Annotated in this window: 13 protein-coding genes, 1 tRNA gene and 1 pseudogene; 6 read left to right on the forward strand and 9 right to left on the reverse strand. The window is 62.2% G+C overall.

The features are described from left to right. Positions 1–3 precede the first annotated feature (3 nt). A complete protein-coding gene (locus FHR22_RS07530) occupies positions 4–783 on the reverse strand; it encodes a SapC family protein (RefSeq protein ID WP_166940511.1) in 780 nt (259 codons plus the stop codon). A 123-nt stretch (positions 784–906) separates the two neighbouring features. Next, positions 907–2,331, reverse strand: a complete 1,425-nt coding sequence (locus FHR22_RS07535; protein ID WP_166940513.1) for an FAD-linked oxidase C-terminal domain-containing protein — start codon at positions 2,329–2,331, stop codon at positions 907–909. Between the two features lie 188 nt (positions 2,332–2,519). Here FHR22_RS07535 and FHR22_RS07540 point away from each other — a divergent pair, with 188 nt between their 5' ends. Together FHR22_RS07540 and FHR22_RS07545 are read left to right on the forward strand one after the other, a co-directional pair. Then, entirely contained in the window at positions 2,520–3,044 is a 525-nt protein-coding gene (locus tag FHR22_RS07540; protein ID WP_166940515.1) for a hypothetical protein, read from the forward strand. Positions 3,045–3,170: 126 nt separating this feature from the next. Beyond that, on the forward strand, positions 3,171–4,559 hold the full coding sequence (locus FHR22_RS07545) for a DEAD/DEAH box helicase (RefSeq protein ID WP_166940517.1): 1,389 nt from the start codon (positions 3,171–3,173) through the stop codon (positions 4,557–4,559). 12 nt (positions 4,560–4,571) lie between these two features. On the opposite strand, the gene FHR22_RS07550 is transcribed toward FHR22_RS07545, so the two are convergent. Next, on the reverse strand, positions 4,572–5,588 hold the full coding sequence (locus FHR22_RS07550; protein WP_166940519.1) for an NADP-dependent oxidoreductase: 1,017 nt from the start codon (positions 5,586–5,588) through the stop codon (positions 4,572–4,574). Between the two features lie 98 nt (positions 5,589–5,686). Between FHR22_RS07550 and FHR22_RS07555 the strand changes: the two genes are divergently transcribed. Beyond that, positions 5,687–5,762 (forward strand) — tRNA-Ala (locus tag FHR22_RS07555). Positions 5,763–6,170: 408 nt separating this feature from the next. Further along, positions 6,171–6,647, forward strand: a pseudogene (locus tag FHR22_RS07560) (IS5 family transposase); the annotation flags it as partial. Between the two features lie 9 nt (positions 6,648–6,656). Here the strand turns inward: FHR22_RS07560 and FHR22_RS07565 are convergent. Next, positions 6,657–7,355, reverse strand: a complete 699-nt coding sequence (locus tag FHR22_RS07565; protein ID WP_166940521.1) for a hypothetical protein — start codon at positions 7,353–7,355, stop codon at positions 6,657–6,659. A 108-nt stretch (positions 7,356–7,463) separates the two neighbouring features. Between FHR22_RS07565 and FHR22_RS07570 the strand changes: the two genes are divergently transcribed. After that, positions 7,464–7,655 carry a hypothetical protein gene (locus FHR22_RS07570; protein ID WP_166940523.1) on the forward strand — a complete coding sequence of 64 codons (192 nt, stop codon included), beginning with the start codon at positions 7,464–7,466 and terminating at the stop codon, positions 7,653–7,655. Between the two features lie 387 nt (positions 7,656–8,042). Here the strand turns inward: FHR22_RS07570 and FHR22_RS07575 are convergent, their stop codons facing one another. The 3 genes from FHR22_RS07575 to FHR22_RS07585 form a co-directional block, all read right to left on the reverse strand. Next, positions 8,043–8,720, reverse strand: a complete 678-nt coding sequence (locus FHR22_RS07575; protein WP_166940525.1) for a class I SAM-dependent methyltransferase — start codon at positions 8,718–8,720, stop codon at positions 8,043–8,045. Between the two features lie 283 nt (positions 8,721–9,003). Further along, entirely contained in the window at positions 9,004–11,316 is a 2,313-nt protein-coding gene (locus FHR22_RS07580) for an ATP-dependent helicase (protein ID WP_341786572.1), read from the reverse strand. 95 nt (positions 11,317–11,411) lie between these two features. Next, positions 11,412–12,281 carry a Rossmann-like and DUF2520 domain-containing protein gene (locus FHR22_RS07585; protein WP_166940527.1) on the reverse strand — a complete coding sequence of 290 codons (870 nt, stop codon included), beginning with the start codon at positions 12,279–12,281 and terminating at the stop codon, positions 11,412–11,414. A 392-nt stretch (positions 12,282–12,673) separates the two neighbouring features. Here FHR22_RS07585 and FHR22_RS07590 point away from each other — a divergent pair, with 392 nt between their 5' ends. Next, a complete protein-coding gene (locus FHR22_RS07590; RefSeq protein WP_425057426.1) occupies positions 12,674–13,957 on the forward strand; it encodes an MFS transporter in 1,284 nt (427 codons plus the stop codon). Here FHR22_RS07590 and rsmD read toward each other — a convergent pair. After that, a complete protein-coding gene (gene rsmD, locus FHR22_RS07595) occupies positions 13,944–14,486 on the reverse strand; it encodes a 16S rRNA (guanine(966)-N(2))-methyltransferase RsmD (RefSeq protein ID WP_166940531.1) in 543 nt (180 codons plus the stop codon). The genes FHR22_RS07590 and rsmD overlap by 14 nt on opposite strands. Beyond that, positions 14,486–15,358, reverse strand: coding sequence for a pseudouridine synthase (locus FHR22_RS07600; protein WP_166940533.1), 873 nt, complete (start codon positions 15,356–15,358; stop codon positions 14,486–14,488). The genes rsmD and FHR22_RS07600 overlap by 1 nt, the downstream gene beginning before the upstream one ends. Positions 15,359–15,395: the final 37 nt, after the last annotated feature.

Here is a 15,395-nt window from a genome sequence, read left to right on the forward strand (position 1 = left end):
TCCTCAGACGGCGGGAGTCTCCGTGACCAGCGGCATCTTGCCGCTCTTCACCTGCTCCGCAAAAACTTCGCGCATCAGCTGCAGTGAAAAGAGGTGCGCGAAAATCAGGCCGAGCATGCCGTTCTGCGCCATCTTGCGCAAGACGTCACCGCGCAGTTCGCGCAGCTTGTTCTCGTCGACCATCTGGAAGCCGCGATAGACGAAGGGCTTGTCGCTGCCGTCGGGCTGGATGCTGACTTCGCCGTCCATCAACAGATCGGCCTTCTTGAGTTCGTCCATGAATGCGCCGGTGCGCAGGCCCGATTCCTCGAAATTCTTGCAGAATTCGAGCACCGAGTTGACCGGCTCGGTCGGCTTGCCGTCTTCGAACAGCGCATCGCCCTCGTCGAACTTGCCGACCGCGCCCGACGTCGGGTCGAAGCAGAGCGACAATTCATCGCTGTCGGGCCGCAGGCGGGCGAGAAGGAAGGGGTAACGGCGGATATAGGCCGGGACATAGACGGGGTTGATCAGCTTGCCGTCGGCATCGACGAAGGTGTTCATGCCTTCGTTCAGGCCCATCAGCGCGAGCGGCACCGGGTTTTCGCCCGCCGAAAAAACGATCGGGTAGAAACGGCTCGCCGGAACGAACTCATCCGAGGTCAGCGGAACCGCATGCTGGTCGACCAGGAAGTCGGCCTTGTCGAGCGGCCGGGCGCGGAAATCGGCGTGGTCGACGCTCGAAAGCGGAACAAGATCCTTGTAGAAAAGCGGCAGGTTATTCGCGGCGGGCGCAGTGGCCATGGTCAAGCTCCGAGATAGGACCCCGACAGCGCGGGGTTTAAAGGGCAATGGCGCGCCATATTGGCACGCGCGGCGCGGCGCAAGGGGGCGATGATGGACGGCGCCGCCCGACCGGCCAATCGTTCAGCCGATGAGCTTGCCGGGATTGAACAGGCCGGCAGGGTCAAGCCCCGCCTTGATACCGCGGAGCGCCGCCAATCGCGCCGGGCTGTCGAGCTCGGCCAGCATATCGCGTTTCATTTGCCCGATGCCATGTTCGGCCGAAATCGAGCCGCCTAGCTCGATGACATGCGAATAGACGAGCCGGCTCAGCGCCTCGCCATGTTCGGCGAGCCAGGCCTTGCCGTCGACGTCCACCGGCGGCTGCACATGATGGTGGACGTTGCCGTCGCCCAGATGGCCAAAGGACAATGCGCGCACCCCCGGGAAAGCATTGGCCAGCCGCTGCGGGTTTTCGCCAATGAAAGCGGGCATCAAGTCCACAGGAACGCTGATGTCGTGCTGGATTGCCGGCCCCTCGGCGCGTTCGGCTTCCGAAATGGAATCGCGCAGACGCCAGAAATCCTCGCTCTCGCGATCGTTCTTGGCGATGACCACGTCATCGAGCAGCCCGGCTTCGAGTGCCGACGTCAGCTCGGTCTGCAACGCCGAATCAAGCGCCTCTTCTCGCTCGCCAGCCAGCTCGATCAGCGCATACCAGGGATAAACCCCGGACAGCGGCGCGCGGGTTTGCGGAATATGGCGCAGCACGGCATCGAGGCAGCTATGCGGAATAATCTCGAACCCTTCGAGTTCGCCGCCGATCGCCGTATCGAGACGGCGAAGCAATCTCCGCGCGCTTTCGGGGGATTCGAGCCCGGTCCAGGCCGTCCGGCGCGCCGCCACCGCCGGCACCAGGCGAAGGCAGGCCGCGGTCACAATTCCCAATGTTCCTTCGGCACCGCACAGCAGATGGCGCAGATCATAGCCGCGATTATCCTTTTTCAACGGCGCGAGGCCGTCAAAGATGCTGCCATCAGGCAGCACCGCTTCGATTCCTGCGACCAGCGCGCGCATTGTTCCGTGGCGGAGGACCTGCGTTCCTCCGGCATTGGTTGAAACGAGACCGCCGATCGTTGCCGACCCTTTGCCGCCGAGGGTGAGGGGGAAACGCAGCCCGTGTTCGAGTGCCGCTTCGTGGAGATGTTCGAGGATCACGCCGGCCTCGACGATCGCGAATTGCGTTGCCTCGTCGATGATACGGATATGATTCATCCGGCGCGTGCTGAGCAATAACGCGTTGCCCGACTCATCGGGGGTCGCGCCGCCAACCATCCCGCTATTCCCGCCCTGCGGCACCAGCGCGACGTCATTTTCGGCGCAAAGCGTCACCACGGCGGCGACCTCTTCGGTGGTCGCGGGGGAGAGCATCGCCGCTGCCGCGCCATGATATTTGCCGCGCCAGTCGGTCAACCACGGTGCCATCGCATCGGGATCGGCGGTGAAACCCTTGGGGCCGAGCAAGCGGGCAAGCGCGTCCAGCGTCGTGACGGACGGTGCGCGCGTCACGCGGCTTGGTCCGGGAAAATTTGCGAGGCCCGCCGGGGCAGGGGTCGACAGCAATTCATTTGATGTTCAATCATGCTTGTTAAACGGCGCATTGAACGAATAGCGTGTTTTCGTCCAGCCGGCATCGATGCGGGAGCCATGGTGAGCAACTTTTTTTGTCAGAGTGCTGAAAGGACGGCAATCATATCGTGCTGACGCCCGCAATCCTGTTATTGGCGGCGGCACCACCCGACGCCGGAATGCCCGCCTCGCCGCCCGAACCGCTGGCGATTGTCGCCGCACCGACTCTCGAACCACCTGCGTCGCCTTATTGGCAGGTCGTGATCGAGCAACAGCTGATTATTCGCGTCCCGGCGCAGCGATCGTCGCTCAATAATTTTGCCGCGGGACCGATGACGACGCTGCGGACGCGCCCGCTGCCGGTTATCTGGAAAGAGAAGAAGGCGCCGAAATGCGTCGCGATGCGTAATATCCTGGGCATGCAAGCGGTGCAGCGCGATAGCATAGACTTGATTACAAAGCAGAAACAGCGGCTACGCGCCCAGCTCAACCGTGGTTGCCGCGCGCTCGATTTCTATGCCGGTTTCTACATGCAGGGCAGCAAGGACGGCAAACTCTGCGAGGGGCGCGACCAGATTCACGCGCGAACGGGCGCGAAGTGCGAGGTCGACAAGTTCCGCCTGATGGTCGCGGTCCCGCGCGAAGAGGATTGACGCGACGATTAATCGCGGGTGCGCGTCGGCTTTCCTTGACTTTTCATCATCCTTTACCCTAGGGGCGGCGCAGCGTTGGCTGGCGTGGGACGCTGCGCTGTCACCTTTTCCGGACATGTTGACCTTATGAAATTTGCCGACATCGGCCTTTCCGACGAACTTTTGCGCGCCATCGACGAGTCGGGCTATGACGAACCGACGCCGATTCAGGCGGGCGTCATTCCTTCGGTCCTGATGATGCGCGACATCATCGGCATTGCCCAGACGGGCACCGGCAAGACCGCTTCGTTCGTGTTGCCGATGATCGACATTCTGGCCCACGGCCGCGCTCGCGCGCGGATGCCGCGCTCGCTGATCCTCGCGCCGACGCGCGAACTTGCTGCGCAAGTTGCGGAAAATTTTGAAAAATACGGAAAATATAACAAGCTCTCGATGGCGCTGCTGATCGGCGGCGTGCAAATGGGCGATCAGGTCAAGGCGCTCGAAAAGGGCGTCGACGTGCTGATCGCGACGCCGGGCCGCCTGATGGACCTGTTCGAGCGCGGCAAGATCCTGCTCACCGGCTGCAACCTTCTCGTCATCGACGAAGCCGACCGCATGCTCGACATGGGCTTCATCCCCGATATCGAGAATATCTGCACCAAGCTGCCCGCGAATCGGCAGACCTTGCTGTTCTCGGCGACGATGCCGGCGCCTATCAAACGCCTTGCCGACAAATTTCTGTCGAACCCCAAGACGATCGAGGTTGCTCGTCCCGCCAGCCGGAACGAGAATATCGAACAGTTCGTCGTCAAGACGTCCGAGCGCGGCAAGCGCGATACGCTTCGCGGGCTGATCGAGGCGGAAGACATTGCGACCGCGATCATCTTCTGCAACCGCAAGACGACGGTGCGCGAACTCGCGAAGTCGCTTCAGCGCTATGGCTATAAGGCCGGGGAAATCCACGGCGACATGGATCAGTCGAGCCGGATCGCCGAACTCGACCGGTTCAAGGCCGGGACGATCAACATCTTGGTCGCGTCGGACGTCGCGGCTCGCGGCCTCGACGTGAAGGGCGTGAGCCACGTCTTCAACTTCGACGCGCCCTGGCATCCCGACGATTATGTCCACCGCATCGGCCGCACCGGTCGGGCGGGTGCCAAGGGACGTGCGTTTACGCTGATCTCGCTGTCTGATGACGAGGCCATCGATAATATCCAGAAACTGACCGGATATAAAATTCCCGTCCATGACGGCGGCGTTTCGACGGCGGTGAGCGACAAGGCCGTCGATGACGATCGCGAACCGCGCCGCGCCGCGCGGTCCGATCGCGGCGGTCGTGGCCGCAGCGCACCGAAGCCGGCCCGGGAAGAACCGCGCGCGGCAAAGGCGGCCGAACCTGCGCCAGCCAAGGCGAAGAAGAGCGGCGGCAATCGCAAGCCGCCGCATGACCGGCATGACGATCTCGACGGTCCCGACGATGGCTGGAACGGCCCGATGCCGGACTTTCTGTCGGTGGGTTTCGGCGCCAATTGACGCCGCCGCCAGTCAGAGCCTGACCAGCATCTTGCCGATATTATCGCCGGCGAACAGGCCGAGGAACGCCTCGGGCGCCCCTTCCAGTCCCTCGCGGACGGTCTCGCGGATCGTGACCGCGCCGCTGGCGATCAGCCCGCCCATGTCGGCATAGAATTCTTCCATGCAGTCGATGAACTGGTCGGTGTAGATAAAGCCTTCCATGCGGATGCGCGCCGGGATCGCGCGGATCAGATATTTCATCTCCTGCGCCTTGCCGTCGTTATAGACGTCGATCATCCCGCAGATGGCAAAGCGCGCAAAGTCGTTGGCGGTGGCGAAGGCGGCATCCAGATGCTCGCCGCCGACATTGTCGAAATAGACGTCGATTCCGCTCTTCCCCAATTTCTTCAGCGCATCTTCCAGCGCCGAAAGGACCGGGTCCGCCTTGTAATCGATCACAGCGTCGGCACCCAGATCCTTGACCCAGGCGCATTTGTCGCCGCCGCCTGCCGAGCCGATGACGGTCATTTCACGCGCCTTCGCGATCTGTACCACCGCCGACCCCACCGCTCCTGCGGCCGCGGAGACGAAGACGACATCGCCGGGCTTCGCTGCCGCGATCCGCAGCAGGCCGATCCAGGCCGTGCCGCCGGTCAGTCCCATATTGTGCAGGAAAGTCTGTGGGCTCATCCCGCCAGCAAGGAGGTCCGCGGGCAATTTATTGGGCATCATGTCGAGCCCGATCACGCCGCCATCGCGCCATCCGCCCGTGTGAAGGACCAGATCGCCGGGTGCAAAGCCGTCGAGCCGGCTTTCGATGACCTCGCCGATCGCGCCGCCGGTCATCGGCTGGCCAATCTGAAAGCTCGCCGCATAGCTTTTCGCGTCGTTCATGCGGCCGCGCATATAGGGATCGACCGACAGCCAAAGATTGCGCACCCGCAGCTGGTCGACGTCCAGCGGGGCATCGGGCAGTTCGCGAAGTGCGAAATTCGCCATTGTTGGCAGCCCGGTCGGACGGCTGATGAGGTGCCACGCCTTGGCCATATTACCCCCGCTTTCCCGTTTTTATCCGGCGACGCGGCTCAACGATCAGAAAAGCCGTTGCCACTGCCGAGCTGGCCCGTTAAGACGCCGCCGGTCGCGGGGCCGTAGCTCAGATGGGAGAGCGCTGCAATCGCACTGCAGAGGTCAGGGGTTCGATTCCCCTCGGCTCCACCACGACCTTTCCTTAGAGAAACCTTGGCTTTCGGCCTCATAACACACTCCTGATCGCAAGAGATTTTGCGGTAGGCACCGGGTTGCGAGGTCTTCGATCTCGTCACTCCTCGACGGCATTGAGCGCAATGCCGAGCTGTTCGGCTTTGCGAGCGCGTAGATGTTGATCACATTCGCAGGCGAATGACCCATGAAGCACTTCACCTGCGGATAGTTCGTCTCGCCAATTCGGTCACGGACGAGCGAGGCCATCGACCGCCGCGCGAACTTCATACCGCTTTCCCGATTGCCCCGCAGGTTGAGCTTTTCCTGCATCGTCTCCTATGCCTGCCGGATGCTGTCGACAGGGATGCAGAAGCCATTTGAGAAGATTGCGGCGTCGGGTCCGGTACCGAAAGAACTGTCGATCGACAGCAGTCACGTCAAAGCGCACTGCTCGGCGGCGGGCTCAAAAAGGGGGAGTTTGAAGAAGCGATCGGGCGCTCGCGCGGCGGGAGAACGTGCAAAATCCATTGTCTGGCCGACGATCGCGGCAGACCCGTCGCCATCACCCTGACACCGGGCAATATCGCCGACATCAGGATCGCCATCCCGCTGCTCGCCTCGGTGGCACCGCCAAAGCGTCTGCTCGCCGATAAAGCCTATGACGTCGACAGCCTGCGTAATTGGCTCGCGGAACGGCAGGTCAAGACCGTCATCCCCTCAACCGACGCGCGCTGGACGCCATATCCTCTTGATCGACGGGCATACCAACGAAAAAATGTCATCGAGCGTCTCTTCGGACGGCTCAAAAACTGGCGACGCATAGCAACCCGTTATGACAGCCATGCTCAAAACTGCCTCGCCGCCATCGCTCTCGTCGCCATCGTCACCGAGTGGGCCCATTGAGGCCCCAACCTAAGTGCCAGCGGGACATTGGGCATCAAACACGCCGTAGACCCATAAATTGGATCCGGGGAACCTATCGGTATCCACCCATAGCGGTGAAGCGCGGTTGGTACCAATAATCCCGTCACGCCCGAGTTTAAGGCGCGCCTCATCGCTGGCTACACTGGCCCCAGCGGTAACACCCTGCACAGTAAGCGTCTCATCACTGGAAACAACAAACGTATGAATCGCCTTGGCGGCAAAAGGAAATTTGACCGTAATCATCTTCCAATCGCTTTCGACGGCGCTAATGTTGACTGGCTTATGCGCGTCGTCATTCAGGGCGTACCAGCCCTTTCCATCGTTTCTCAATACGCCCGCTACAACTCCGCCCGGCGTGCATCCGACAGAAGTCTTATGTCGGTACTTCTCGCGGTCGGTAACGTACTTCAAGACTGGGTGACTGCGCGCTTCTAAAATACCCACAAGAATCGCAAGAGACACAAGGAGATTTAAAGGATTTTTCAGGTTATATTTCATTATCCCCCCCCCAAAGGAAACGCCGCCTTTAGCGGAAGGGCTAGACATTTCTACAAAAGAAAGAGCCAAATTGGTGGTAATTATCGATATCTTCCGTACCTCTGTTTTTGACGCGTGCTTCCAAGAAAAAAGGTGGATATTCGGCATATATGAGTCAATTTTATTTAGTTTTTGATAAATATCTGACAAATATACATAATCTATGATTTGGACGTGTAATTACTACGCATCCATAGTCCCTCCAACGGATGCTTATACCTCACTCGGGAGAAAGAAGCGGATCTTACGGAATAAGGGATGAACAACGATTATGTGATCCGCGCGCTCCTTACCTCTGCCTGCGAGGGGTATGCCAACCCTGAACCGGATCAGGATTGGCGGGTTCGCGACGACAGCGGCGAAATCACGCACTTCGACAAGATCGACACCGCGATCGACTTCATCATGCAGTTTCAGGGTCGTCCTCGCATCGGCTTGCCTACACGGTGAAAGGCAGCGAAGTGCTTCGCCCGACAAGTTCACAGCGCTCGCTCTTCTGCGACTTTCGGGGAAGCGCTTGCGGGACGCCCAAGTCCGCTATGCGACTCGTCGTGGTGGCTAGGAGAAGCTCCTATGACCCGCGACATGAACACTCTTCGCAAGATGGGGCTTATCCGCCGTCGGCGGGATGGTGCACGCAATCAGCACATGATACCGACGGGATGTTGGGGTGGGCCTACCGATTGAAGTGCTCGCTGCAGATGCTGGGATCGTGAGCATGGCCCGCGAGAATGCCAAGGTTCACGCCGATGGTGTGTTCGGCAATTGGTTGAACATGTGGATCGGCTCTGGAACGATGGTCATTTGATGATGGCTGCCAGTTCCGCTTGCTCTGCGTCAATCGCTCTCGCAAACGAACGCATGATGATATCGGTTAAGCCGGTACGAGTAATCCCGGACGCGAGGGTAATACCGCCGAAGAATGGCTTTGATCGCGCGGGCGGAATTCTCCCGGCTGGTTCCGACTTCCCAGAAGTGCTCGGGCGAAATTTTGCGTGGAATAGGCAAGTAAGCGCCGACGTTCATCAGACGGCGAATGCGAGGAATATCGAGAAAGCCGCTAAATCCAAAGAATTTGGCGTAGTTCGGCAGTGTCAAATAGAGGCGCGGGGACAACTGCCGCATAGTTGAGATGGAATTCTCGAATTCGTCCCACGGCATGTGCTCCAGAACTTCACAGCACGCGACGAGGTCGAATTGCCGCCCTTTCATCAAGCCCGGAAGCTCAGCAAGCGGAGCGACATAATCGGGTTCCAGATCGTCGTTGATGTCTGCGGTGGTGATATCATGGCCTGCCAAGCGCAAGAAACTGGATGTGAAACCATTGCCGATCCCAATTTCAAGCACGCTGACTGGGTTCAACGCATTAATGTCGTGAATCTGCTGCGCATGGCTCGTAAGCTGGACCATGGAAAAGTAGTGATTACTGAAATATTCCGGGCGCTTAAGCGCCCGCTCCCGTTCAGCGCCCCGCGAAATAGAGCCCAATTTTTGAACTTGTGCCATGATAGTCATCTCCGCCCCGTGTTTGAGAAGTAAAACATCGACTCTTTGGCGTTTCAACTAAAAAATAATCCATAGGAGAGGGGGGCGCTGTGATGCCCGAAGGTCTCGGCAATCAGTCGCAGCTGCGGACGATTGCGGAGCAGATTTTCACCATATGAAGAGGCGCCGGGGGAGAAACCGATCAGAGCGAGCCCCATCGCGCCGACTAAGAGTATATTTTTATACAATTTCTCCCAAAACGCGACCCATCGCGTGGGATGATATTCATGATGAATAAGTAGACAATATGGAATCAGGCGAGGGTGATGAAGCTGTCGAGGACCCTTTTCGAGCCCGCCTGTTCGAACTCGACCTCGAGCTTGTTGCCGTCGATGTCGATGATTTCGCCGTAGCCGAACTTTTCGTGGAACACGCGCATCCCGATCGCGAGGTCGGATCGCGCCTTGGCGCCAACCGACGCGGCTGGTCCTTTCTCGCTGGGCGCGGGCGCGCGGGTGATCGTCGACGACTGCGCAACGGCACGCTGCCACGCCGGGCCACGTGTCATCGTATGCGCCGGCTGACGCTTCGCGACATGCGCAAAGGGATCGCCCTGCGCCGACCAGTTCGCGCGCCACAGACTGGCTCCGCCGCCGAAACTATTCTCGCTGTCGACATGTTCGGGCGGAATCTCGCCGATGAAGCGGCTGGGAATGCTGCTCATCCACTGGCCGTAGATCCGCCGGTTCGCGGCGTGATAGATGCTGGCGCGCTGCCGTGCGCGCGTGATCGCGACATAGGCGAGGCGGCGCTCTTCTTCGAGGCTCGCGGTGCCGCCTTCGTCCATCGAACGCTGCGATGGAAAGACCCCATCCTCCCACCCGGCAAGGAAGACATGGTCGAACTCGAGCCCCTTGGCGGCGTGGATCGTCATGATCGTGACGGTTTCGGTGTCGTCGTTCTGGTCGCGGTCCATCACCAGGCTGACATGTTCGAGGAACGCCTCGAGCGACTCATATTCCTCCATCGCGCGGACGAGTTCGGAGAGGTTTTCGAGCCGCCCGGCGGCCTCGACGCTGCGGTCTGCCTGCAACATCGCGGTATAGCCCGATTCGTCGAGGATCAGCTGGGTCAGTTCGGGGTGCGACAGTTCGTTCGCTTTCGCCTGCCAGCCGCGCATCTGCGCGACGAAATGGGCGAGCTGGCGACGGGCCTGCGGGGTCAGCTCGTCCGTCTCGGTGATGCGGGCCGCGGCGTGGAGGAGCGGCGCCTGTTCGTGACGTGCGAACTGGTGGATGCGCGCGAGCGCCTTGTCGCCAAGCCCGCGTTTCGGGACGTTGACGATGCGTTCGAAGGCGAGGTCGTCGGCGGCGGACTGGACAAGGCGGAGATAGGCAAGCGCATCGCGGATTTCGGCGCGTTCGTAGAAACGGAAACCGCCGACAATGCGGTACGGCATGCCGATCGCGATAAAGCGGTCTTCGAACTCGCGCGTCTGGAACTGCGCGCGGACGAGGATCGCGGCGCGGTCGAGCGACACGCGCTGGCGCTGGAGGCTTTCGAGTTCCTCGCCGATCCGCCGCGCTTCCTCGGGCCCGTCCCACACCCCGACGACGCGCAGCTTGTCGCCGGGATCGAGTTCGGTCCACAGCGTCTTGCCGAGGCGGCCCGAATTCTGCGCGATCAGTGCCGACGCTGCGGCCAGGATCTGCGGCGTCGACCGGTAATTCTGCTCAAGCCGGATCACCGTCGCGCCCGGAAAATCCTTGTCGAAGCGCAGGATATTCGCGACTTCGGCGCCGCGCCAGCTGTACACCGACTGGTCGTCGTCGCCGACCACGCAGATATTCTTGCGCGCCTGCGCGAGCAGCCGCAGCCACAGATACTGGCTGGCGTTGGTGTCCTGATATTCGTCGACGAGAATATATTTGAAGCGGTCCTGATATTGTTCGAGCACGTCGCGGTGGTTTTTCAGGATCACCAGCATGTGGAGCAACAGGTCACCGAAATCGCAGGCGTTGAGCGTTTTCAGCCGCGCTTGGTAGAGCGCATAGAAATGCTGCCCCTTGCCGTCGGCATAGGCCTCCTTATCCGCGGCATCGAGATCGCCGGGGACGAGACCGCGGTTCTTCCATTTGTCGATCAGCCCGGCGAGCTGACGCGCGGGCCAGCGCTTCTCGTCGAGCCCCTCGGCCTGGATCAGTTGTTTGAGCACGCGCAGCTGGTCGTCGGTGTCGAGGATGGTGAAATTGCTCTGCAATCCGACCAGTTCGGCGTGGCGGCGCAGCATCTTGGCGGCGATGCTGTGAAAGGTGCCGAGCCACGGCATTCCCTCGACCGCATCACCGATCATCCGCCCGATGCGTTCGCGCATCTCGCGCGCCGCCTTGTTGGTGAAGGTGACCGCGAGGATTTCGGACGGCCAGGCGCGGCGGGTCGCGATGATATGCGCCAGCCGCGCGGTGAGCGCGGCGGTTTTGCCCGTGCCTGCGCCTGCGAGCATCAGCACCGGGCCTTCGGTGGTCAGCACTGCCTGCCGCTGCGGGCCGTTCAATCCGCGCAGATAGGGCGGATCCGACGGGTCGGGGGGCGGGAAGTCGGGCAGGGTGGCTGGGGTATCGTTCACGCGCGAACGATTAGGGAACAGCGCAAGGACTGTCCAGTGCAGTGAGGCAGGGCGAGAAGGAGGCGGCGCGTTCGCCTGTTTCTCCCGCATTCCCCCTAACGCAGCCGGCTGTAAAGCGCCGAAGCAACCGGCGAACCGCTGCGTTCCAGTTCGTCCAGCGTGGCCAGTGCCATGGCGCGATAGGCAGGCAGCAGGTCGGGATACCATGTGTCGAGCGCATCCAGATGGCTGCCGATCGTTCGGTCGTCGCCGCGGAGCAGCGGACCCGACAGCCCCGAAAAACCCTGCTTCAGGCTGTTTTCAAGCGCGGCGCGAACGAGCGGCGCGAGCAGCCCGGCGGGGTCGTGGACGCCTGCTTTTTCCAGCGCATGCGACGCGCCGGTCATCAGCGTCACCAGATGATTGGACGCGTGGCAGAGCGCGGCGTGATAAAGCGGGCGCCGATCCTCGGCGATTTCGACCGCGATACCTTCTAGCAGGGCGACGATGTGCCGCGCGCGCTGGATCGCCGCGGGCGTCGAACCGGTGATCGCGAACCGCGCCTCCGCCATGCGCCCGGCTTCTTGCTGCGGATCGCCGGTGAAAGTCATCGCGGGATGGATCGCGGCGGTCAACGCACCCGCCGCACATAATGGTTCAAGGATCGCCGCACCGCTCCGTCCACTGACATGAAAGACGAAGGGCGCGCGATCCGCCGGCAGCGCCGCCGCGAGATCGGCAGTGACGGCTCCGATGGCATCGTCGGAAACCGCGATGGCGATGACGTCGCATGCGCTGGCCAGCTGATGGATGCTGGACGACGCAGCGGCGCGGTCGACCCGGGCCACGGCCGCCTGCAGCTTTTCGGGCGAGCGTCCCCAGAGCACCGGCGGCGCGACGGAATGCGGCGCGAGCGCCTGTGCCAACGCCTGCGCGACACGGCCTGATCCGACGATGCCGAACTGATGCAATGAAGGATTTGTCATGACTGGTGCGTGTAGCGCGACGGGTCCGGTTTCACCAAATGCTTGTCGGATTTCATTCGGCGCCAGGAATGGGGAGAATGTCCGCTTCCGGCTGGGAGTGGACGTAGCCTTCCTCGTCACCCCGGACTTGATCCGGGGTCCCGCTTGATGCCGAAAGCTGCTGGTGCCTCAAAAAGCGGGATCCCGGGTCAAGCCCGGGATGACGAAGAAAGGGTAGGAAGCGGCCGTTAGTCGGCACTGTGAATATCGTCATCCCGGCCTCCGCCGGGATGACGGTTATCGGAATGTCCGCTCCCCAACCCAAACCTGCGCCCTTACGCATTCCGCTTGAAGCAACGCCCCAACCCGTTCAAAGCGCCCGGACCAAGCGGGGAGAGGTTTTGGCTGTGGATCTGGCACCCTATCGTGCGCATCGGCGCATATTGACCGCCAGCCTTGTCGGCACCGCGGTCGAATTTTATGATTTCTATATTTACGGCACCGCCGCGGCGCTCGTTTTCGGGCCGCTGTTCTTTCCGTCGGAATCGCCGTCGGCACAATTGATGCTGAGCTTCATGAGCTTCGGCCTCGCTTTCTTCGCGCGGCCCGTCGGGGCGATCGTCTTCGGTCACTATGGCGACCGGATCGGGCGCAAGTCGACGCTGGTCGCCTCGCTGATGCTGATGGGGGCCTCGACGCTGCTGATCGCGTTCCTGCCGACCTATGCGATGGTCGGGTGGGTCGCGCCGCTGCTGCTCTGTGTCCTGCGTTTCGGGCAAGGTTTCGGGCTTGGCGGCGAGTGGGGCGGGGCGGCGCTGCTCGCGGTCGAAAATGCCCCGCCGGGCTGGCGTGCGCGCTTCGGTATGGCGCCGCAGCTCGGCGCGCCGGTCGGGTTCATCGCAGCGAACGGCCTGTTCCTGTTGCTCGGCCTGTGGCTCAGCGATGCCGATTTCGCGGCATGGGGATGGCGCATCCCCTTCCTCGTTTCGGCGCTGCTCGTCGGGCTGGGGCTATGGGTGCGCCTGAGGATCGGCGAGACACCGGCCTTTGCCCAGGCGCTGGAGAAGGAGGCACCGGTCGGGGTGCCGATCGGCGAGTTGCTGCGACATCATCTGGTCGCGACCGTCGCGGGGACCTTCGCGGTGGTTGCCTGCTTCGCCATCTTCTATCTCGCCACCAGCTTCGCCTTGGCACATGGGACGACGGTGCTCGGCTATCCGAAGGAGCAGTTTCTGCTGATTCAGCTCGGCGCGATCCTGTTCATGGCCTTCGGGATCATCTTCGCCGGCTATGTCAGCGACGCCACGAGCACGCAGAAGGTGCTGACCTGGGGCTGCGGCGCGACGGTGCTGGTCGGCTTCCTGTTCGGACCGGCGCTCGCGTCGGGTTCATGGTTCATTGTCGGGCTGGGACTCGCGACCTCATTGTTCGTAATGGGGCTTGTCTATGGCCCGCTCGGCGCATGGCTGACCGGGCTGTTTCCGGTGCACGTGCGTTATACTGGCGCGTCGGTGGCGTTCAACGTCGGCGGCATATTGGGCGGCGCGATGGCGCCGGTCGTCGCGCAGGCGCTCAGCGATCGCGGTGGCACGGCCATGGTCGGGCTGTACCTCGCGATCGCCGGGGTGGTGAGTTGGGGCGGATTGCTGATGGTGCGCCGGACCGCGACTCAGCCAGCCGCGACTAAGCCAGTCTGAGTAGCGTCAGCTTCGCCTTGCCGACCTTGCGTTCGGTATCGATCTCGAACCCCGCAACCTCAACAGCCTCGCCATGCGCGGTTTCGACCGATACCCAGCTGTCGGGGGCGACCCAGCCCAGCCGGTTCAATTTGTCGAGCGCGACGCTGCCGGCGCCGGTCCCATAAGGCGCGTCGAAGAGCAGCACATCGCAGGTGCGCCGGGCGGGGCCGAGGCCCAGCACCGATCCGGCGCGGATGTCGGCGCGCGGCGTGCCGCCCAGCGCCGACAAATTGCCGCGCAGTGCATCGAGCGCATCGCGGTCCTGCTCGCCGAACAGGCATTGTTCCGCACCGCGCGACAGCGCCTCGATGCCAAGCGCGCCCGATCCCGCGAACAGGTCGGCGACATGCAATCCCTCGAAGCTGCCCAGCCGGCTCGCGAGCATCGAGAACAGTGTCTCGCGCGTGCGGTCGGCGGTCGGACGGGTGGCGTCGTTTTTGGGCGCGATCAGCTTGCGGCCGCGCCATTCGCCGGCGATGACACGCATCAGCGCAGGTGCCGCCGGAACTTGAACAGATCGTCGCGCGCCACGACGTCGACGTCGCCCATGCCCAGATCTTCGAGCGTGAACTCGCCATAGCGGGTGCGGATCAGGCGGCTGACCTGCAACCCGAAATGTTCGAGCACCTTGCGCACTTCGCGGTTCTTGCCCTCGGTCAGCGTCAGTTCAATCCATTGGTTGCGCCCCGTGCGGCGTTCGAGGTTGGCGTCGATCTTGCCGTACCGCACACCGTCGATCTCGATCCCCATGACGAGTTCCTCGAGCTGTTCCTGGCTGATGTCGCCAAAGGCGCGCGCGCGGTAGGTGCGCTCGACGCCGCTGGCGGGAAGTTCGAGCTGGCGCTTGAATTCGCCGTCGTTGGTAAGCAGCAGCAGCCCTTCGGTATTATAATCGAGGCGGCCGACGGGCATCAGCCGCGGCAGGCCCTTGGGCAGCAGGTCGTAAATCGTCTTGCGCCCCTTGGGGTCGCGCGTCGCGGTCAGGCAGCCGGCGGGCTTGTGAAAGCGATAGAGGCGCGTCGACACGGGCTTGGCGACGGGATTGCCGTCGACAGTCAAACCTTCCAGCGAGGTGAGCAGCGGCGCGGGCTGGACGATGACTTGGCCGTTGAGCGCGATCCGGCCTTCCTCGATCATCCGCTCGACATCGCGGCGCGATCCGACCCCGGCGCGTGCGAGCAGTTTGGCGATACGCTGCGGGCCGTCTTCGCGATCCGCTTCTTCGAGCTTCGGTTTGCGCGGTGGCGCGGCGCCGCGTGCAGCGCGGCGGCCCTTGGGCGCATCACGAGCGGCATCGCGCTCGCCGGGAGCTTTGGGCGCCGGTCGGGTCGGATTTCGGGGTGGGCGGCGGGTCGTCATCGGAACGGATGCGTCTTTCTTGTCGTTTTTCGGGATA

The sequence above is a fragment of the Sphingopyxis panaciterrae genome, from assembly GCF_011762125.1.
Lineage (GTDB): Bacteria > Pseudomonadota > Alphaproteobacteria > Sphingomonadales > Sphingomonadaceae > Sphingopyxis > Sphingopyxis panaciterrae.